Origin of the sequence: Nitrosomonas communis, from assembly GCF_001007935.1 — a bacterium.
Taxonomy (GTDB): Bacteria; Pseudomonadota; Gammaproteobacteria; order Burkholderiales; family Nitrosomonadaceae; genus Nitrosomonas; species Nitrosomonas communis.
Map to the genome: position 1 here is coordinate 1,766,929 of NZ_CP011451.1, position 18,580 is coordinate 1,785,508.

Below are 18,580 nucleotides of genomic sequence, written 5' to 3' on the forward strand. Positions count from 1 at the left end.
ATGCGCATCGCTCTATTCATCTACAGCCTGCGCGGTGGCGGTGCCCAGCAACGCGCCCTTACGCTCGCCAATGGTTTTGCTGAAAGAGGGCATGTTGTCGATCTCGTGGTCATTGCTGACGATAACACTGGTATCGCGCTACATTCCGGCGTGCAAGTCGTTGTGCTCAAGCAGGGTTGGCGCTATTTCTTCCAGAGACTCAATCGACGCATTAATCTGCGTGGGCTGTTTACCGCCTGTGCCATACCGGCGCTGGCGCGCTACCTCCAAGACGAGCACCCTGAGGTGTTGCTTTCAGGTGCGAGTCACGTCAATTTGGTGGCGACATTTGCGCGCCGTTTTTCCAAGATGAATATTCCCCTCGTTCTGCGTGCGAGTAATTATCCTTCTGGTAATATCCGCTGGTGGCCACCGTTTGAGCAAGCGATCCACCGCTTACTGCGCTGGACGCTCGGTGTTGTTTATCCGTGGGCAGATCACATTATTGCCGTTTCCCAGGGAGTAGCGCGCGAGGTGCAGCGCCTCACCGGTTTGCCCGACCATCGCGTCACCACGATCTATAATCCCGTGGTTGGGCCTTATATTGCACGCCGTGCCGCGCAACCTGTCAACCATGTTTGGGTTACCGACCGCTCTGTTCCACTGATCATTGCTGTGGGTCGTCTGACCGTGCAGAAAGACTATCCAACCCTGATTCGTGCTTTTGCGCGCGTGCGCGCCGTGCGTGCGGCACACTTGGTGATTCTCGGCGAAGGGCGTCAACGCCACAAGCTCGAGAAGCTCATGCATGAGCTCCGGCTCGATACGGATGCCGCGCTTCTGGGCCATGTGGACAATCCGCTTGCCTGGATGTCGAAGGCAGCTGTGCTCGTGTTGTCTTCTGCGTGGGAGGGATTACCGGGTGTGTTGATCGAGGCGCTAGCGTGTGGCTGTCCAGTCGTGTCGACCGACTGTCCAAGTGGTCCGCATGAAATACTGGAGGGCGGCATCATCGGTCCCCTGGTACCGGTGCACGACGATCGGGCACTTGCCGCAGCCATTCTCAAGCTGCTCGCGGCACCGCCCGCACGTGCCAAGCTCCTTCGCCGGGCTGAGGATTTCCGTATTGATGCCGGGGTTGATGCCTACCTGCGTGTGCTAGCGGCTCAAGTCGCGGCACGTGGCATTTCCCCTGGGCCAAGCAGTACCGCATGACCGGACTCGAGCCGGTAGGCTTGGTCTGCCAGAGAAAGTGGCGTTTGCTGATGTGAGACAGCGAGGATGGTAACCTGACCGCGCAGTCCTGCTACCATCTGCCAAATCGCTTCCTCGCTGGTGCTATCCAACATCGAAGTGGGTTCGTCCAGGATGAGGAGCAGCGGACGACGCACAAGGGCGCGCGCGATCGCAATGCGCTGGCGTTCCCCTCCCGAGAGTTTGCCACCAAGCTCGCCCACATTGCTGTCCATGCCTTGTGGCAGGTGTGCGATAAATGACCACGCCCCACAGCGCCGCAGCGCATCCTCAATGCCTGCGCGACCGACTGCTGGATCACCGAGCGATACGTTGAGCGCGATACTCTCATTAAACAGTACTGTCTCCTGCGGAACATAACCGATCATGCGCCGCCATGTGGTCGTATCAAGATCACCAAGCGGCACATCGTCCACATAGATATCACCCGACTGTGGGCTCACCAGACGAGCCAGCAAATCGATAATCGTGGTCTTGCCGGCGCCGGATGGCCCAACAAGGACTGTGAATTTGCTGGCTGGAATGTCGACAGATACCCCATCAAGCACCCTGTGCGTGTCGTGAGCGAACACTACATCGCGTAGCACTATGCCGCGTGTGAGGTGTGGTATGGTATCGCCAGTGATCATTTCACGCTCGGCCTCGGCCGCCTCGACGGTCGAGAGCAGTGACCAGTATGCGCTTTCCTTCTCGGCCATATCCTGGTACTGTCGCTGCGCTTTGTTGAGGCTGGTCAGCATGCGAATAAAGACCAGCGCGAGCATGAATACTAAAGAGAGGTCGAGACCAAGCACAACGATGCATACATACACACTGATCGCGACGTAGGACATAAGCGCCATGTCCTGGAGCGCGGCGACCGCTTCTTTAGTGATGACCTGGCGGCGTAAGGCGGTGTTAAGCTGCTCGGTCTCATTCACGAGTATCGGCGTGACGATCGGCTCGCGTCCCATGACCTTGACCAGCTTGATACCGCGAAAGACGTCGATGAGGCGGGTAATAGCATCTTTTTGCAGCGTCGTTTGCAGTGCACCTGCCGCCCGTGTAATGTGGACGAGATGGCCGAGAATTGAAACAGTGACGATGCCGAGCAGAATCGCTACGCCCGTTGCCGCTGAAGAAGTCATTGCGGCGATGACGGCATAGGCAATCACGATAATTAACTGAGAGATCATCGTGACGCCCGCTAAATAAGCTTGCGAGGCACGGGTGGCTTCTGCTGCGAATGCGTTGGCGAGCACTCCGACAGGCTGACTCGTGAAATAGGTCCAGCGCGTATCAAGCAAGGCGCGTAACAAACGCAGCCGCAGATCAGTGGCGACTTGCGCTACGGTGTAGCCGACCTGGCGGTTGGCAACGAGCAGCAGCGCCGATTTGATCAGCAATGCTACCAAAATTACCAACAATAAAACAGGTGTGGACGGATGGAGCCCTATAGACGACAACACAGGCTCCATTATCTGAGCAAGGGCTGAATGTTCGCTGGCTGGTCGGTTACCCGCATGGCTCAGCAGCGGGAGCAAAGTAGAAAATCCAAAACCCTCTACTGCTGCGGCCAGCACCAGCGACGCAACCACCAGTGCACTGCGCCATGGATCGCTACGGGAAAATATGAGCAGCAGTTTCATGAAGTGAACCTGTCATCTCCTGCTTTCTAAAAATGCTCTGGTTATCTGTACTTTCACGCACCACATCATACCGGCAGTGTGCTTCAAGGTGTGGTTTCATGTATGCTCCGTTTTGAATAGTTGCTAACATTATTCCATTTCCAAATCAAAACTGACTTTGTCGGCTTCACCTTGCCGTATTATTTATACTGTCTGCGTTTATACTGTCTGCGGCTCGCCTTCGCGTCATGTTTGATTTGGAAATGAAATGCCTACAAGCATATACCGTACCTCAGACAGAGAGTAGCGCCATATGAAAAAACATTTTATTACAAAAGATAGAGGGGATAGCGCATGACTCAACACACATCCTATGCTGCTGTGGTGCTCGCAGCAGACCGCACCGCCAACGATGCGGTTGCGAGCCAAGCAGGCGTTGCATGTAAAGCGTTTGCCTCAGTTGGCGGCACACCCATGATTATCCGTGTGCTCGATGCATTGGCTGCGACTCACAGGGTGCAATCGATCATCCTATGCGGCCCGCCCGAAGCATTACTGCCGCAGTGTCCAGAGCTGGTCAAGCGTATCGAAAGCGGACAAATCATCTGGGTCGCCAATGAAAATTCACCTAGCCGCAGTGCGCACAAAGCGCTAGCGCAAGTGAATGAGCACACACGTGTGTTGCTGACCACAGCTGATCATGCGCTCCTCACGCCGGAAATCGTACAGTATTTTCTGGAAGTATCGAGTGCGGTGGATTGTGATGTGACAGTGGGGATGACCGATTATGAACTCATTAAAGCCGCTTTCCCCAGACGCAAGAAAACAGTCATCCGCTTACGTGATGGGAATTTCTGTGGTTGTAATTTATATACCTTCAATCAACAGGGCCGTGAACTGATTTCATTTTGGCGCAGAGCGGAAGAACAACGCAAACGACCTTGGCGGCTGGTTGGCCGGGTCCTAGGCTGGCGAGCCGTATTGAGTTACTTGTTTGGATTTTTAACGATGACGCAAGCGCTGAAAAGTGTTTCGGCCAAAACGGGCGTGAGAATACAGGCGATTAGACTTCCCTTTGCAGAAGCCGGGATTGATGTCGATAAGGCTGAGGATTTGCAGCTGGTAGAATCCCATTTAAATAAACGATGAAGCAACTTATCTGAGACAACCGATGCAGTCAGCAAACAAACCCCGCATTATTTCCAAAGAGAAATTGTGAGAACTCCGCTTCAACAAATCTATGATGAATCTGCTGACCACTATGAGCAACAGCGAGGTCTTTATAATATGACCTAATTCCATTTCTAAATCAAAACTGACTTTGTCGGCTTCACCTTGCCGTATTATTTATACTGTCTGCGGCTCACCTTCGCATCATTTTTGATTTAGAAATAGAATAGGGGTTTATTAGGGATAGGCCACGGTTTTAGTTATGGGAGAAACAGATTGCTGCATTATGGTTTTATAATCTTGTACGGTCGTCCAGATTTGCTAATACTTCCCGATGTCCCGGTGTCTGGCGATATCTGCAGCTTAAAGAGTTCATTGCTGAGCGAGCTGTACCCTTCCTGTCCGTCAGATTCTTTTACCAGTCCTGACTTCAATTCATAACGAAACAGCTCGTAGTAAGCTTCCAACCAGTAAAACCGTGGTCTACCCACTATTTGTTACCCTATTTGCCTAGTATTCTACGCTCAGCTAAGTTATTTGTTACGAGCTGGCGTAAAGGGTTTCGGCTTGGTAGGAATCTCGGTATCGCTAAACGTTTTCATATACGCTACGATAGCATCCTCTTCTTCTGAGGTTAACCCAAGATTACCAAGAATAGGTCCTCTGCGAGCGGTATTTTCTGGGTGCTCTGCTGCGGGCCAGCATTTATTCGCCAGTGCCTCCTCTTCCGTGTCTACACCTAATTCGGGAGGGCACACTGTGGCGCTCGTATTATAGAAATTTACGAAACCCTTGAGACTCTTGAAGAAACCATTATGAGCATAGGCCTTCACGAAAGAGGGATTGGGACGAGTATCCACGCCGCGCAGGGTTGGAGTCTTCCAAAAGCCACGGTGAGCCGGGTCGTTGGTGGTATCACTGAGGCCATCGTCTGGGTTCGTAAGGTTGAACTGTCCGATCGCGGGATTGGGCGGTGTGCCTATATTATGGTAGCTAAAATCGGTGTACAGCTGAGTAGGCTCCGCCCCATCTGACGGATTCGGACCAAAAGGAGAATTGCCACTATTATGACATACCACGCAATTGGCTCCTTTACCGTTAGGGGCGGGCCCGCTAATTATGTTGCCGCCAATCTTCACCGTATAAAACAGGTCATGACCCAGATTTTCCTGCTCAGTTAAACCGTCTAACGGAAACTTTTTGTCAGCATCGTTTGCGAGCGCCTGGTCACGCCTGGAGCTAAACGAAACGACTTTGCCGGAGTCTTGGAAGGCGGCAATTGCTACTGCAATACGCTTGTAATTCACATCGACGTGAGTATCGTCGCAAGTGATCGGAATAGTCCAGGCCTGCTCGAAAAGGGGAGCATACTGAGCCTTTTGAACATGTCGGCAAACACCGGCTCTATCCGCTTTGTTCTGCTCGACAGGATTGACGAAAGGGCCTAGCGCCTGGACGGCGGTCGGTCCCCGATATTGGCCGTAAGCAGTTTTTAGTCCAGCAGGATCGGCCGTTCCTGCAAAAACCTCATCGCCAATTTTGTTCGGGTCAGTAGTGTTTCCGGTAGGAATATTACCTTTAGCACGGCCGTCCCAGAAAGCACCCCCGAGTACTCCGGACGGTGGACCAACCACACCTTCCTGAAATGGTGGGATGAAACTTGCGTAAGCACTAGCGGGTGGCTTACGGTTTCCGATCGTGTGCGGATTGGCACCGGTTATCGCTACTTGAGTAAGGTTGGTCTGGGAATGCGGTCCCGTCCAGCCAGCCCTCGGGTCATGGCAAGTAACGCATGCCATGCGCGGTGGATTGGAGATTTTGTCCCAAAGACTTGTTCACCCAACTGCCGTAGGGCGTCAGGGTTAGCAGCATTCGTGCTGAGAGAGGAAAAGAATAACGGAAACGCCACGGCTAACGCGACGATTAAAGACTTTTGGATTTCCTTAAGAATCATAATGCCCATCATCTCCAATAAGAGTAACAAACGTATAGAAATTCATTTCTTTTCATTTGAAGCAGAAGAAATGCATAGGATCAAATTAGTAGAGCTTTGTTACTTGTTGCGTGGGTATGCTAGAGAGATAGGAAAGCGTCATACAATACGGCATTTGCATACATTTTCATGCTTAAAATAATAAAGGGGGCTACCATTGAATTAATAGAACTTGAGGTCGATAACCACTCGCTTCACTCTTGCTTTTTAAATTCATGGTTCTATAAATTAGACGAAAGCCTCCATTTTCAATACTTTTATAGCTGTTCCAGATTACTTGATTCGCCTTGCTACCGTTAAATAAAAAGCGTCCGCCAGGTTGCCAGTAACATTTATTCATACTGTCAGGTGCTCCGCAAGCTTATGCGGATGCCGTTTGTCTCCCCATGCCAGGAACGAACAGTGGGTTTTTACATTATTCGTTGGCAACAGTGGCATTGCGGAACGATGATACGGAAAATGCAATCATTGCGGATATGAGTTATCAGATTGCGACTCATCAAAGTACTGAGGAAACAAAGAAAGCCAGTGATTGTTGATTCGATGGCGCTAGCGGTAAGCATCACTTATTCCATCTCTAAATCAAAACTGACTTTGTCGGCTTCACCTTGTCGTATGATGGGTACTGTCTGCGGCTCGCCTTCGCGTCATTCTTGATTTGGAAATGGAATTAGCACAGCTGGCGTCAAGGTCAGCTTCATTGCCACCTTGATCCAGAAGCTGGCCAATGCCGAAGTTGCTGCGATAATAATCGAAAGTATGACCTACCGTTGGTTCAAGGAACCCTTTAGCCATATCCAGATCATAAATTCATATATTTTGTAACATGTGTGGCAAAAGTGTTGCAATTAGTCCAGAAACACTGCATTTAATACGTTATGCTAAAAGATTGGGGCAGTGCCATAAAACACAATATACACAAGGATTCGTGATAAATTCAGCCTTTTCTACCGTGACAGCCGACCAAGCCGCACCCTTGCACCAAGAATTCACCCAAGTAAGGAAAGATTCTGAAACGTTGTGTGCGCCTCTGGAAATCGAAGACTACGGCATTCAGACTATACCGGATGTGAGCCCGCCTAAATGGCATCTGGCACATACTAGTTGGTTTTTTGAAACATTTCTTCTCAAACCATTTCTCAAGCATTATCAGGAATTTGATGAACACTATGCACACTTGTTCAATTCCTACTATGAACAGATCGGAACGTATCATCCACGTCCGGAGCGAGGTCTGCTTTCCCGTCCGACGGTAAAGCAGGTATACGCATACCGGCAGCATGTGGATGCTGCTATGTTGGTGCTATTAGCACAGGAAACGCTGCCAGATTATCCTGAAATCGTCCGGCGCTGCATCATCGGCCTACATCATGAGCAGCAGCACCAGGAATTATTGCTGACCGATATCAAGCATATTTTTTCGTATAATCCGCTGCGCCCGGTGTACCGGGAGCTGCCAATCAGTAACATAAATCATACCGCTGAGTTATCCTGGCATGAACAACCTGGTGGCATGTATGAGATTGGTGCTGACGCTGCTGGGCAGTTTGCATACGATAATGAAACTCCCCGGCATAAGATTTATCTCAGCTCCTTTCGCATCGCTTCGCGCCTTGTCACCAATGGTGAGTACCTGGAATTCATGCATGCAGGCGGTTACTACAATCCTGCTTACTGGCTGTCCGATGGCTGGAAGATTGTGCAAACTCAACACTGGCAGGCACCGTTGTATTGGGTAAAGCAGGATATGCAATGGTATGAAATGACGCTTGGGGGGGTGCGCAAACTCGATGTTCATGCACCGGTATCGCACGTCAGTCTGTACGAGGCGCATGCCTATGCCAACTGGTGCAATAAGCGTCTTCCAAAAGAGGCAGAGTGGGAGATCGTGGCGCGCCAACAACCGATTACCGGCAACCTGCGCGATGCTGGTTACCTGCAGCCAATGCCAGCTGATTTACAGGGACTGGCCCAATTTTATGGTGACGTCTGGGAATGGACCCAGTCAAGCTACTCACCCTATCCCGGCTACCGGGCAGATTCAGGCGCGCTCGGTGAATACAATAGCAAGTTTATGAGTAGTCAGGGGGTATTACGGGGTGGCTCATGCGTGACGCCGCAAAATCATATACGCGCTACTTACCGAAATTTTTTCTATCCTGGGGACCGCTGGCAATTCAGCGGTATCCGCCTAGCGGAGGACATCACATGAATATCAGCAATGCCACATCCATCGCGTTTCATGATTATCACCCCAAGCCGGCTGATTTTTTTGTTGAGGTGATTGACGGCCTGTTACATCGCCCCAGGTCGATTCCGCCGAAATTTTTCTATAACGAGCGCGGCTCACAGCTCTTTGAGCAGATCACCGGACTGCCCGAGTATTATCTGACGCGCACCGAGCAGGGTATCCTGGAGGAAAATGCCGAGGAGATTGCCCGCATCGTAGGACGCAATTGCTTGCTGATAGAACCAGGCAGTGGCAACTGTGAAAAAGTGCGTTTATTGCTCGATGCCCTGCAACCGCAAACTTATGTGCCTATGGATATCTCCCGGGATCACCTGCGCAAAGCAGCGGTTAATCTGTCGGCCGATTATCCCTGGCTGGATGTGCATGCATCCTGTATCGATTTTACCCAACCACTGGACTTGTCGTTTTGTCCTCCTGATTCACAGCGCGTGGCATTTTTTCCGGGTTCAAGCATAGGCAATTTTGAACCAGATAGTGCGACCAGGTTTTTGGCACAGGTTGCCAACGTCGTGGGGCCGGGCGGAGGCATGCTGATTGGCGTAGATTTAAAAAAGGATCGGTGTATTCTCGATGCCGCTTACAATGACGCGACAGGCATCACTGCACAATTCAACCTCAATCTCTTAAAACGTATTAATAGCGAACTCAACGCCGATTTCGATCTGAACCGCTTTACCCATCATGCTTTTTACAACGAGCCCAAGGGTCGTATTGAAATGCATCTGATCAGCCAGTTACGGCAAGCTGTGCACATCGAACAACATACCATTGAATTCGTCAAAGGCGAAAGCATACATACCGAGAACTCTTATAAATACACTATCGAGGAATTCCAGGCACTCGCCATTCGGGCGGGTTTTATACCTGTTTACCTATGGACTGATGCCGATGCACTATTCAGTGTACAGTATTTTGAAATCCCCGCATGTTAATCTCATTGCATTGAATCCCTCGCCCATCTTCGAAGTGGGGATAATTTTATCTTCCGGAAAATAAGGCCAGAGAAGAATTTCATGCAATTGTAAAAGGGAAGAAACTATTGGAGGTATTATTTTAGCCAGTAAAGCTGGATGCTCAAAATGGCTCCCAACGAAGACTTTAGTTCAAGAAAGTGTTATCTGATTTTTATAAATTTTTTTGGTTTTCCTCTGTTGCAAAAGAAAGAGCGCTTTTACTTTCAAGTAATTTGCGAGAATAGATGTTAAAAATGAACATGGTGAGTGTTGAACCTACTCTACTGGCATGTTACTTTTGATGGTACTAAAAACGTTTGTCGCAATGAGGTGGCAAGACTTGAGCCTGTGGCTTATGTTTTTACATTACATAATATATTAGGCATATTTAATTATGTGAAAAATAGATTGCTGGGTTTTAGTTCTGTCGCCTTGCGCGGTTTCCCTGACTTGTCGGGCGCTGCCCGTCCGTCCCGAAGTCGCCAATACTTGCTCCGTGAAGCGCGCATTGCCAGCGCGTTGCGCCATTCGCTTCTTTTATCCGCCCTGACGCCAGTTCATAACATAACAGCTTGCGGTCAGCTTTCTATCTGTTAGGAGAACCGTGGCTCGTTCTCCCTTTCTCCCTTCAGAGGAAAGTTGATTTTTATACTACCGCCGTACATTATCGATATGAAGATGCCAATATTACATTCTAGTTGGAAAACATTGGTAGACATCGAAGCTGCGTCTTCCCTTATTAACCTCCGAAACAGGAACAATAGTATCGCCATTAATTAACGCTGCTTCATTACGCGCAAGATCCGCTAGTTCATCTGCAACTTTTTCTTGATTACGGTTAAACACTATTTTACTGACTACTTTAGTTTCAACTCTGCCTATTTTTTTGCATGGCTGGACTGCTTTGGCTGAGTGCACCAAGCGTACCCCTTCGCCTTTGGAAGTAACCTTAACCCATGTACAGGAAGAGAGTATTAAACAACTAGCAACAGCAATAAGAATTTTTATCATTACACTATCTCAGTTATAGGGAAAATTTTAATGAATAGTTTATTTGCAAAATAGGGCAATCCACATTTTTTTGGTTGTCAGATAATCGTTTTGCGCGAACGGAAGTGATTATAAGGATCGTTTACGTAGGTTCGCTTTATTTTTACGAGGTGGTGATAGCTTTTATCGAAATAAGTTTGGGTAGGCACTGAACTGTCTTTAAAGCTGATGAAAGCGCCTGAAGTATGGGGAATATCATAATCACGGCAAATCTCCATCCAGTCGAGCGCCTGGTTGACGCGGGTATACACATGGTTATTCTCACCTTCTCCTTTTTCTTTTTCAGTTTCATTCCACCAGGTTTGGTATTGTATGGTGAAGAGTTTATCCTTGTAAGGAAAGGCGCTTTTGTCTTTCTGCTCCAGGGTCATGACCTGCTGATAATAGCTGCCGGTAATAGCCCCTAAGGTAATATAAGTAAAGAGTCCCAGCTGTTCGTTGCCGCTTAATACCAGTGGAGAAGTGAGACTTTCCAATAATTTATAGTGGCCTTCTGTGCCAAGCCTCTCTTTATTTACTAAACGTGAGGTGATTTTGTGGGGGGCCGGCTGGTCTTCATCAGGTGGAAATGGTGTGCCTTCCAGCCCCTGTTTCAGCAAATTCATATTGTGAAACGAATAGCGATCCCAAGCACTCATCAGGTGATCGCCATAGGGTAAATCTTGGTACTTGCGCCCAGCTTTGCCCATTATGGTTACCTTGTAGGTGCTAGTGTGTCTAAAGTGTTTATCTACAAATTTTTGCAGACTATTTTCATCTCCTTCCCAGTAACCATACATCACGCAGTTGTGGCTTACAGTATGGGGATTAAAGTGCTCACCTTCGCTGGCATGTTTAGCCGCAATTTTCAGATTAGTCCCTACTAACTGGTTAGCGTCTGGCTGGGTGGAAGCAATGATTTTTTCCCATGTTTGCAACACATACAAGGTAGGTGTGGCATCGCGCAGAGCAAATAATTTGTTTTCAGGCACATAGTGGTATTTGTTCCACTCAATCTGAAACTTAATCATTTCATCGGGCAGGTCAAAGGTTTCAATTACAAACTCGGTCACTATGCCGTAGCTGAAACCACCTCCACCTTTTATAGCCCACAGCAGTTCTCGATCGCCAACTACTTCACTATTTATACTCAGCTCGCGTATGCTGCCATCGCCCAGCACCAGGGTAGCCCCTACGACACTTTCGCAGCACATGCCATGCTTGCGAGTCCAGGGACCCCAGCCTCCTCCCATGGTATAGCCTGCTATGCACACGGTAGCGCAAGTGCCATGCGGAATCATGACTTCACATTTGGCCAGCTCCGTGGTTAGGCTCTGAAAGCGTATACCAGGCTGTATGCGAGCAATCTTGCGCTCACGATCAATTTCTACCTTATTCATCTTCGAGAGATCGAGCAGAATGGTATCAGTGCCGCTGCATTCTCCTTCATGATCATGCCCACCCGAGCGCACACGTAAAGGCAAAGCATGTTTACTGGTAAATTTAAACGCTACGCTTACCTGTTGAGCTGTCTCACATAGCACAATAGCAGTAGGCATAAATTGGAAGAGACGGTTAAAAATATGACGATATTGGTCATATTTTTGCTGGTCTTGCGCACAGTTAAAAAGAATTTCGGGAGCTTCCATACCGTCTGAGCAGTAGGCCTCTTTAAGTTTTTCAATTCGGTCATGCATCTGTTTTATATAAGTTAAAGGTTGCTTATAAATGAGATAATTGATATTTCTGACTAACTATAAACAAGTACCAGATTCGGAGAAAAGGTAAGATATGAGCGACTGTGCGGTAAGCAATCATGTAAAAGCAATTAATACTAATATGCTTTTTAAATCGTGCAATGTACATTGTTCCCTTCTAATGCCATTCTTACAGGCGCGAACTAGGTATGCCTGCCAAGCACTTCCATTTCTAAACCAAAACTGACTTTGTCAGTTTCACCTTGCCATATTATTGATACTGTCGGCGGCTCGCCTTCGCGTCATTTTTGAGTTGGCAATCGAATACACCATGACTGATAACCTTCACAACTTTGATTGAGTGAGATTGCACGTCAGCCGGACCGGAATGGTGAAGTCATACTAAAGTTGAGCTTTCAGCAATCTTGCTCTACTTTTTGTCATAAGTTATTTTTAATATCCCGAAATGCCTGCATGATGTATAAAATTTTATCTATTTACCAGAATAGGACATATTAATAACTGGGAAACTGTAACTTTAGCGCTGATCTCAAAAATTCATTCTCATCATATAATAAATATTAACTCAGAAAATGAACATTATCTATTATTGAAATTAGCATATGATTAATGTATGCCAAGAGCAAGCTGAATCATATTTGTTGAGAAACCATATTGCAATAATCTGAAATGAAATCCGGGAAAATGACTTCACCATTGCTGTTGGATGTAGTCAATATTTCGGCTGTTGCTCGGTGTCAAGCTGGCTTTGCTTGTCATTCCTGGCAGGCTGCATGATTATAACTAGCTTTAACGTGATTCATGTGTTATGCATTAAAAATCATTTTGAATTCTTATCCTTTCTTTTGGTGAAAATTTTTCCATGATCGGATTAATAGTGGGCTAGCCAGATTACAAGGAAAATTATTTTCTTCGTGTTATGGTGGCGGGATACAGATGGTATGCTCGTGCATTGCATTATTGCCTGGTCATTAGTCATTCCCTGGCATCGGCATGTAATAAAGATGGGTTATTTCATTATGGCTCGCTTTCGTGCCAGTTTGATCTGGAGGTGGATGTTTGATTTCAGGACGAATTAAGACCAATACGACATTGATATAGCCTTTTATCTTATTGATGATACTTTTGTCCTAAAAAGGCTCCCAGTTTACACCAGTACACCATCAATCAGTTGCAAAACCCGTTCTGCCTGGTTGGCGAGTTGTGGATCATGCGTAACGATGACAAGAGTAGCATTCACTTTGCGATTGAGCTCCAGCATTAAATTAAATACTCCTTCTGCGGTATGGCGGTCAAGATTGCCAGTAGGTTCATCGGCCAGCACGCAGGCTGGCTGAGTTACCAATGCTCGTGCTACGGCTGCCCGTTGACGCTCTCCTCCAGAAAGCTCACCAGGCGTATGAGTCAGGCGATGGCTCAGGCCGACGTGCTGCAGCATGTCCGCTGCGCGCTCCATCGCTTCTTGTTTATTCATGCGCCGTATCAGCAGTGGCATGGCCACGTTTTCCTGAGCGCTGAACTCGGGAAGCAGATGGTGGAACTGGTAAATAAAACCAATTGAATGATTGCGCAATTGACACCTTTTTTCTTCGCTGATGGTGGTGAGACCTTGACCTAGCAGCAGAATCTCCCCTTTGCTCGGTGAGTCCAGTCCGCCCAGCAGATGCAGCAATGTACTTTTGCCCGAACCGGAGGCACCGACCACCGATACCATTTCGCCCCTGCTCAACGATAGGTTAACTCCTTGCAACACGGGCACTTCGAGCTTGCCCTGAAAGTAGCTTTTATAGAGATTTTTGCATGAAATGACGGTGTTATTCATAGCGCAGTGCCTCTGCCGGATTAACTTTTGATGCGCGGTAGCTTGGGTAAAGCGTTGCGAGTAGTGTAAGCGTAAAGGATACCACTGCCACTGTCACGATATCATCCAATTGTGGATCAGAGGGTATTTCGCTAATGTAGTAAACTTCCTGTGAGAGAAACTGAATGCTAAATAGTCGTTCTATGAACGCAACCACTTCTCCCACGTTATAAGCCAGCAGCGTTCCACCAATGAGACCCAGCACTGTGCCCAGGACACCGATTAGGGTTCCCTGCACAATAAATATTTTCATAATGCTGCCAGGGCTGGCACCCAAGGTGCGCAGGATAGCGATATCCGGTTGCTTGTCAGTCACGGCCATGACCAGGGTTGAGACGATGTTGAAGGCTGCAACCGCGATGATTAATGCCAGAATCAACGACAACATGCGTTTCTCGATCTGAATCGCCCGGAAGTAATTAGCGTGCTGATGCGTCCAGTCAGTGATGTAGTTATCAGCAGAAACCATCAATGACAGTTCTTTTACCACCTGGGGCGCCTGAAACATATCCTTCAGCTTGAGCCGCACCCCCGATACCTGGTTAGGTTCCATGCGATAGAGTTTCTGCGCATCTGCCATATGAATTAATGCTAAGCCAGAATCATATTCATAATGGCCGGCTTCAAATACGCTCGTTACGGTGAATTGTTTTAGACGAGGTAACATCCCTGCAGGGGTTACTTGACCCTGTGGGGAGATCAGGACAATCTTATCGCCCGGAAATGCACCCAGGCTACGTGCCAGCTCGATACCAATGGCAATATCGAATTCACCTGCTTTCAACTGATCAAGTTCACCCATCACCATCATTTGCGCGAAATCAGCTACGCGATTTTCATAGTCTGGCAAAATTCCACGTACCATAATACCTCGTACTACCTGATTGTGAGAGAGCATGCCTTGCGCGCTGACATACGGGGCTGCTGCAATTACTTGCGGATGCTTGCTTGCCATGTCGGCAATTTGTTGCCAATTAGTTAAAGTACCGCTAATGGTGCTGATTTGAACATGTGAAGCAACACCGAGTATGCGTGAGCGGATTTCCTTATGAAAACCATTCATGACTGACATGACCGTGATGAGTGCCGTCATGCCCAGCGTGATACCCAGCAAAGAAATCAAGGAAATAAAAGAGATGAAGTGATTACGCCGTTTTGCGCGTGTGTAGCGTAAGCCGATTAACAGTTCATAGAGGAACACGAATATTTTTCCTGGAGAAAATGAGATCTTATGGGCTATATATTCTAATGAAGCTGGGAAAGTAAATGTCAGGAAATTTCCAGAAAAAGTCTGAATTTTTGCCAAATTGCAGAAAGTACCTCTCGTCTTCAGTATAATTGATCAAGAGAAAACAGAATTTGATGTGGTTGGTTTTATGGTGCGAGAAGGAAAGGTTCGAATTATTGGTGGCAAGTGGCGCAGCCGGGTGATCACTTTTCCTGATGAGAAATATTTACGGCCAACACCTGATCGAGTTCGAGGAACGGTATTTAATTGGTTGGGACAGGATTTAACTGGTAAATATTGTTTGGATTTATTCGCAGGAAGTGGCGCAATGGGTTTTGAAGCAGCCTCACGAGGGGCTGAGCGCGTCGTGATGGTAGAGTTGAGTAGGAGCATAATGCATCAATTGGACGCAACCCGGCAGAAGTTGGATGCAGTTCAAGTAGAATTAGTGCAAATGGATGCGCTGGCATTTATTGCCTCGGATGTGAGGCAGTATGATGTCATATTTTTAGATCCTCCTTTTCAGTTTAATCTGCTGCCTGACTTATTGATGCAGCTTCCTTCACATATGACAGGAGACGGTTTGGTCTATATAGAAAATGATCATAAATTTGATCTGGATGAGCAATGGCTTGTATGGCGAAGCGGCCGGGCAGGCAAGGTTTACCACCACTTACTGAAATTGAAAAAAAATGGATAAAGCGGTTTATCCTGGAACTTTCGATCCATTGACGCGTGGCCATGAAGATCTGGTGCGTCGTGCCGCAAAATTATGTAAACATGTTATTGTGGCCGTGGCTGCGGATAGTGGCAAAACTCCTTTTTTCTCCTTGGCCGATCGCATTCAAATGGCCCAAGAGGTGCTAAAAGATTGTCGCAATATCGAGGTGATGGGATTTACTGGTTTGTTAACCGTGTTTTTGCAGCAACAAAATGCCCATATCATTCTGCGTGGCTTACGTGCTGTGTCTGACTTTGAATATGAATTTCAATTGGCGGGAATGAACCGTCATCTCTATCCAGAGGTTGAAACTGTTTTTTTAACCCCATCTGAGCAATATATGTTTATTTCTGCCACGATTGTACGAGAAATTGCCAGATTGGGAGGAAATGCAGACGAATTTGTGCATCCCATTGTTGCAGAACTGTTACGCAAGAAAATGAAAAACTGATTTTTTAAGGTGGTTGAGATGGCATTATTAATTACTGATGAATGTATTAATTGTGATGTTTGCGAGCCGGAATGTCCGAATCAAGCAATTTCGCAAGGTGAGGAGATTTATGAGATCAATCCCAATTTATGCACAGAGTGTGTAGGACATTATGATACCCCTCAATGTGTTGAGGTTTGCCCCGTCAATTGTATTATTACCCATCCCAATGTGACTGAGAGTCATGAGCAATTACTAGCTAAATATCATGCGTTGATTACTGGCGCGGAGCGAGCTCCTCAGGAATAGCATAACGCCTCGGCCCAAAAATGGCGGTACCTATCCGTACAATTGTGGCGCCCTCTGCAATCGCAATATCCATATCCTCAGACATACCCATGGATAGGGTATCGATATCGAAGCCATCCTTTTTGAGCTGCTCAAAGATCTGCCACATGATTTGAAATTGCTCGCGTTGCAGTGCAGTTGCTGAAGTCAGCTCGGGTACCGCCATTAATCCTCTTAATTTTAAACGAGGTAGTTGATTAACAAAGGCGGCGAGCTCTGCAGCCTGTTCAGGCGCAATACCACTTTTGGTCACTTCACCACTGACATTGACTTGGACACAGACTTGTAACGGCGGAAGCGATTCAGGTCGTGCATTAGACAGGCGCACAGCAATTTTTTCTCGATCTACACTATGTGCCCAGGCAAAATTTTCTGCAATAGGTTTGGTTTTGTTGCTTTGGATCGGGCCAATAAAATGCCACTCTATGGGTAAATCAGCAAGTGCGCGAATTTTGATCAACCCCTCCTGCAGATAGTTTTCTCCAAATACAGTTTGCCCCGCTTCCCAGGCTTCTCTTACCTTTTCAGGAGGATTAGTTTTGCTGGCAGCTAATAACAGAATGTCCTCTGGTCGTCGTCCTGCATTCCTGGCAGCCTCTGCAATATGGGATTTAACTGTTTGCAGACGTGTGGCAATTGTTGTCATGATTTACTAATTGGTAATAATGGCAATAAAAAAATAATCAAATAATGCTCGCTGGGAAAAGTGGCGCTGGATAAGATTAACTATCCCCTACCTAATATCTTCTCAATTTTTATTTATCCCTACCGTTATAAACAAGCAGGCTGTTACTTTGAGCTGGAAAACCAGGAAGAAATTCATGAAGACCAACCTTACCTACTCATAGCATCTAGGGAAAACGTAAATGAACATAGTAGAACTACTTGCCTTTGTGGTCAAGAATAATGCATCTGATTTGCATTTGTCTGCGGGTATGCCACCAATGATACGTGTACATGGTGATGTCCGGCGCATCAATCTGCCAGCCATGGAGCATAAAGATGTCCATGACATGATTTATGACATCATGAATGATAGTCAGCGCAAATTCTATGAAGAGCATCTCGAATGCGATTTTTCTTTTGCCGTACCTAATCTTGCGCGTTTTCGAGTTAATGCATTCAATACTCATCGAGGTGCAGCTTCAGTCATGCGCACAATTCCATCAAAGGTGCTAACACTGGAGCAGATCAAAGCGCCCAAGATTTTTGCAGAAATTGCGCAGCAACCGCGAGGCGTTGTGCTGGTAACAGGTCCAACCGGTTCGGGTAAGTCAACTACCCTGGCGGCAATGATCGACGATATTAATGAGAATCAGTATGGTCATATTCTTACACTTGAGGATCCGATCGAGTTTGTTCATGAAAGTAAGAAATGCCTGATCAATCAACGTGAAATCGGAAAAGATAGCCATAGTTTCGCTAATGCATTGCGTGCAGCTTTACGAGAAGACCCGGACATTATTTTAGTGGGTGAGATGCGAGATCTGGAGACGATTCGTTTGGCGTTGACAGCGGCAGAAACAGGTCATTTGGTATTCGGTACCCTGCATACGAGTTCTGCCGCCAAAACCATTGATCGTATTATCGATGTGTTTCCTGCGGAGGAAAAGGAAATGGTTCGTGCCATGCTATCGGAGTCCCTGCGGGCAGTGATCTCTCAGGCATTGTTGAAAACTAAAGATGGGACTGGCCGAGTGGCAGCGCATGAGATCATGATCGGTACCCCCGCCATCCGTAACCTGATCCGGGAAGGAAAAGTGGCTCAGATGTATTCAACTATTCAGACCGGTCAGAGTGTAGGAATGCAAACACTCGATCAAAACCTGGCTGATCTGGTGAAGCGTAATGTCGTTTCCATGGTGGAGGCAAGAGCCAAAGCTATGAACAAGGACAATTTTCGAAGTTAATATACCTAATCCATTTCTAAATCAAAACTGGCTTTGTCGGCTTCACCTTGCCGTTTATTGAAACTGTCTACGGCTCGCCTTCGCGTCATTTTTGATTTAGAAATGGAATAAAAGGAAAGGATATTAAA

21 protein-coding genes are annotated in these 18,580 nt (G+C 47.3%); 10 read left to right on the plus strand and 11 right to left on the minus strand.

From position 1 onward, the window contains the following. Nucleotides 1–1,194, plus strand: a complete 1,194-nt coding sequence (locus AAW31_RS08050; RefSeq protein WP_046849840.1) for a glycosyltransferase — start codon at nucleotides 1–3, stop codon at nucleotides 1,192–1,194. Here the strand turns inward: AAW31_RS08050 and AAW31_RS08055 are convergent. Beyond that, the gene (locus AAW31_RS08055) at nucleotides 1,146–2,861 is read right to left on the minus strand and encodes an ABC transporter ATP-binding protein (protein ID WP_046849841.1); all 1,716 of its coding nucleotides are present in this window, start codon (nucleotides 2,859–2,861) and stop codon (nucleotides 1,146–1,148) included. The two genes, AAW31_RS08050 and AAW31_RS08055, sit on opposite strands and share 49 nt — an antisense overlap. After that, nucleotides 2,833–2,961, minus strand: coding sequence for a hypothetical protein (locus AAW31_RS23095; RefSeq protein ID WP_258920423.1), 129 nt, complete (start codon nucleotides 2,959–2,961; stop codon nucleotides 2,833–2,835). The genes AAW31_RS08055 and AAW31_RS23095 overlap by 29 nt, the downstream gene beginning before the upstream one ends. 233 nt (nucleotides 2,962–3,194) lie before the next feature. On the opposite strand from AAW31_RS23095, the gene AAW31_RS08060 reads away from it, so the two are divergent. Then, on the plus strand, nucleotides 3,195–3,989 hold the full coding sequence (locus AAW31_RS08060; RefSeq protein ID WP_046849842.1) for a nucleotidyltransferase family protein: 795 nt from the start codon (nucleotides 3,195–3,197) through the stop codon (nucleotides 3,987–3,989). 305 nt (nucleotides 3,990–4,294) lie between these two features. Here AAW31_RS08060 and AAW31_RS21260 read toward each other — a convergent pair whose 3' ends face one another. The 4 genes from AAW31_RS21260 to AAW31_RS08070 form a co-directional block, all read right to left on the minus strand. Next, on the minus strand, nucleotides 4,295–4,501 hold the full coding sequence (locus tag AAW31_RS21260; protein WP_158441443.1) for a hypothetical protein: 207 nt from the start codon (nucleotides 4,499–4,501) through the stop codon (nucleotides 4,295–4,297). A 42-nt stretch (nucleotides 4,502–4,543) separates the two neighbouring features. Further along, the gene (locus tag AAW31_RS08065) at nucleotides 4,544–5,809 is read right to left on the minus strand and encodes a cytochrome-c peroxidase (protein WP_082110381.1); all 1,266 of its coding nucleotides are present in this window, start codon (nucleotides 5,807–5,809) and stop codon (nucleotides 4,544–4,546) included. Then, nucleotides 5,734–5,976, minus strand: coding sequence for a hypothetical protein (locus tag AAW31_RS21265; protein WP_158441445.1), 243 nt, complete (start codon nucleotides 5,974–5,976; stop codon nucleotides 5,734–5,736). The genes AAW31_RS08065 and AAW31_RS21265 overlap by 76 nt, the downstream gene beginning before the upstream one ends. A gap of 630 nt (nucleotides 5,977–6,606) precedes the next feature. Beyond that, on the minus strand, nucleotides 6,607–6,798 hold the full coding sequence (locus AAW31_RS08070) for a hypothetical protein (protein ID WP_046849843.1): 192 nt from the start codon (nucleotides 6,796–6,798) through the stop codon (nucleotides 6,607–6,609). A 94-nt stretch (nucleotides 6,799–6,892) separates the two neighbouring features. Between AAW31_RS08070 and egtB the strand changes: the two genes are divergently transcribed. From egtB to AAW31_RS20570, 3 genes are all read left to right on the plus strand, one after another. Beyond that, entirely contained in the window at nucleotides 6,893–8,215 is a 1,323-nt protein-coding gene (gene egtB, locus AAW31_RS08075) for an ergothioneine biosynthesis protein EgtB (protein ID WP_235264534.1), read from the plus strand. Next, nucleotides 8,212–9,186: an L-histidine N(alpha)-methyltransferase gene (gene egtD / locus AAW31_RS08080; RefSeq protein WP_046849844.1), complete on the plus strand. Its 975-nt coding sequence runs from the start codon at nucleotides 8,212–8,214 to the stop codon at nucleotides 9,184–9,186. The genes egtB and egtD overlap by 4 nt, the downstream gene beginning before the upstream one ends. 288 nt (nucleotides 9,187–9,474) lie before the next feature. After that, nucleotides 9,475–9,804 carry a hypothetical protein gene (locus tag AAW31_RS20570; RefSeq protein ID WP_144412888.1) on the plus strand — a complete coding sequence of 110 codons (330 nt, stop codon included), beginning with the start codon at nucleotides 9,475–9,477 and terminating at the stop codon, nucleotides 9,802–9,804. 90 nt (nucleotides 9,805–9,894) lie between these two features. On the opposite strand, the gene AAW31_RS08085 is transcribed toward AAW31_RS20570, so the two are convergent. Both AAW31_RS08085 and AAW31_RS08090 read right to left on the minus strand, forming a co-directional pair. Then, entirely contained in the window at nucleotides 9,895–10,218 is a 324-nt protein-coding gene (locus tag AAW31_RS08085; protein ID WP_046849845.1) for a DUF4156 domain-containing protein, read from the minus strand. A gap of 77 nt (nucleotides 10,219–10,295) precedes the next feature. Next, entirely contained in the window at nucleotides 10,296–11,933 is a 1,638-nt protein-coding gene (locus AAW31_RS08090) for an FAD-dependent oxidoreductase (RefSeq protein ID WP_052752150.1), read from the minus strand. Between the two features lie 935 nt (nucleotides 11,934–12,868). On the opposite strand from AAW31_RS08090, the gene AAW31_RS21270 reads away from it, so the two are divergent. Continuing rightward, nucleotides 12,869–13,033 (plus strand): hypothetical protein, encoded by a 165-nt coding sequence (locus AAW31_RS21270; protein ID WP_158441447.1) that lies wholly within the window; start codon nucleotides 12,869–12,871, stop codon nucleotides 13,031–13,033. A 68-nt stretch (nucleotides 13,034–13,101) separates the two neighbouring features. On the opposite strand, the gene lolD is transcribed toward AAW31_RS21270, so the two are convergent. Beyond that, nucleotides 13,102–13,776 carry a lipoprotein-releasing ABC transporter ATP-binding protein LolD gene (lolD, locus tag AAW31_RS08095; RefSeq protein WP_046849846.1) on the minus strand — a complete coding sequence of 225 codons (675 nt, stop codon included), beginning with the start codon at nucleotides 13,774–13,776 and terminating at the stop codon, nucleotides 13,102–13,104. After that, complete coding sequence (locus tag AAW31_RS08100; RefSeq protein ID WP_046849847.1) at nucleotides 13,769–15,016, minus strand: lipoprotein-releasing ABC transporter permease subunit; 1,248 nt, start codon at nucleotides 15,014–15,016, stop codon at nucleotides 13,769–13,771. The genes lolD and AAW31_RS08100 overlap by 8 nt, the downstream gene beginning before the upstream one ends. A 106-nt stretch (nucleotides 15,017–15,122) precedes the next feature. On the opposite strand from AAW31_RS08100, the gene rsmD reads away from it, so the two are divergent. From rsmD to AAW31_RS08115, 3 genes are read left to right on the plus strand one after another with little or no spacing between them, the layout of a single operon-like run. Then, nucleotides 15,123–15,743 (plus strand): 16S rRNA (guanine(966)-N(2))-methyltransferase RsmD, encoded by a 621-nt coding sequence (rsmD, locus tag AAW31_RS08105; RefSeq protein WP_309567611.1) that lies wholly within the window; start codon nucleotides 15,123–15,125, stop codon nucleotides 15,741–15,743. Then, entirely contained in the window at nucleotides 15,736–16,215 is a 480-nt protein-coding gene (gene coaD / locus AAW31_RS08110; protein ID WP_046849848.1) for a pantetheine-phosphate adenylyltransferase, read from the plus strand. The genes rsmD and coaD overlap by 8 nt, the downstream gene beginning before the upstream one ends. An 18-nt stretch (nucleotides 16,216–16,233) precedes the next feature. Next, on the plus strand, nucleotides 16,234–16,503 hold the full coding sequence (locus AAW31_RS08115) for a YfhL family 4Fe-4S dicluster ferredoxin (RefSeq protein WP_046849849.1): 270 nt from the start codon (nucleotides 16,234–16,236) through the stop codon (nucleotides 16,501–16,503). Here AAW31_RS08115 and AAW31_RS08120 read toward each other — a convergent pair. After that, the gene (locus AAW31_RS08120; RefSeq protein ID WP_046849850.1) at nucleotides 16,472–17,188 is read right to left on the minus strand and encodes a YggS family pyridoxal phosphate-dependent enzyme; all 717 of its coding nucleotides are present in this window, start codon (nucleotides 17,186–17,188) and stop codon (nucleotides 16,472–16,474) included. The two genes, AAW31_RS08115 and AAW31_RS08120, sit on opposite strands and share 32 nt — an antisense overlap. 220 nt (nucleotides 17,189–17,408) lie before the next feature. Here AAW31_RS08120 and AAW31_RS08125 point away from each other — a divergent pair, with 220 nt between their 5' ends. Next, the gene (locus tag AAW31_RS08125; RefSeq protein ID WP_046849851.1) at nucleotides 17,409–18,452 is read left to right on the plus strand and encodes a type IV pilus twitching motility protein PilT; all 1,044 of its coding nucleotides are present in this window, start codon (nucleotides 17,409–17,411) and stop codon (nucleotides 18,450–18,452) included. The last annotated feature ends 128 nt before the right edge of the window (nucleotides 18,453–18,580 follow it).

Excerpts from the sequence above, each read along its gene's own strand:
- coaD (WP_046849848.1), top strand. The coding sequence starts at position 15,736 with ATGGATAAAGCGGTTTATCCTGGAACTTTCGATCCATTGACGCGTGGC.
- AAW31_RS21265 (WP_158441445.1), bottom strand. The coding sequence starts at position 5,976 with ATGATGGGCATTATGATTCTTAAGGAAATCCAAAAGTCTTTAATCGTC.
- AAW31_RS08070 (WP_046849843.1), bottom strand. The coding sequence starts at position 6,798 with ATGGCTAAAGGGTTCCTTGAACCAACGGTAGGTCATACTTTCGATTAT.
- egtD (WP_046849844.1), top strand. The coding sequence starts at position 8,212 with ATGAATATCAGCAATGCCACATCCATCGCGTTTCATGATTATCACCCC.
- AAW31_RS08055 (WP_046849841.1), bottom strand. The coding sequence starts at position 2,861 with ATGAAACTGCTGCTCATATTTTCCCGTAGCGATCCATGGCGCAGTGCA.
- AAW31_RS08115 (WP_046849849.1), top strand. The coding sequence starts at position 16,234 with ATGGCATTATTAATTACTGATGAATGTATTAATTGTGATGTTTGCGAG.
- AAW31_RS08050 (WP_046849840.1), top strand. The coding sequence starts at position 1 with ATGCGCATCGCTCTATTCATCTACAGCCTGCGCGGTGGCGGTGCCCAG.
- lolD (WP_046849846.1), bottom strand. The coding sequence starts at position 13,776 with ATGAATAACACCGTCATTTCATGCAAAAATCTCTATAAAAGCTACTTT.
- AAW31_RS08065 (WP_082110381.1), bottom strand. The coding sequence starts at position 5,809 with ATGGCATGCGTTACTTGCCATGACCCGAGGGCTGGCTGGACGGGACCG.
- AAW31_RS08090 (WP_052752150.1), bottom strand. The coding sequence starts at position 11,933 with ATGCATGACCGAATTGAAAAACTTAAAGAGGCCTACTGCTCAGACGGT.
- AAW31_RS23095 (WP_258920423.1), bottom strand. The coding sequence starts at position 2,961 with ATGAAACCACACCTTGAAGCACACTGCCGGTATGATGTGGTGCGTGAA.
- AAW31_RS08125 (WP_046849851.1), top strand. The coding sequence starts at position 17,409 with ATGAACATAGTAGAACTACTTGCCTTTGTGGTCAAGAATAATGCATCT.
- AAW31_RS08060 (WP_046849842.1), top strand. The coding sequence starts at position 3,195 with ATGACTCAACACACATCCTATGCTGCTGTGGTGCTCGCAGCAGACCGC.
- AAW31_RS08120 (WP_046849850.1), bottom strand. The coding sequence starts at position 17,188 with ATGACAACAATTGCCACACGTCTGCAAACAGTTAAATCCCATATTGCA.
- AAW31_RS08085 (WP_046849845.1), bottom strand. The coding sequence starts at position 10,218 with ATGATAAAAATTCTTATTGCTGTTGCTAGTTGTTTAATACTCTCTTCC.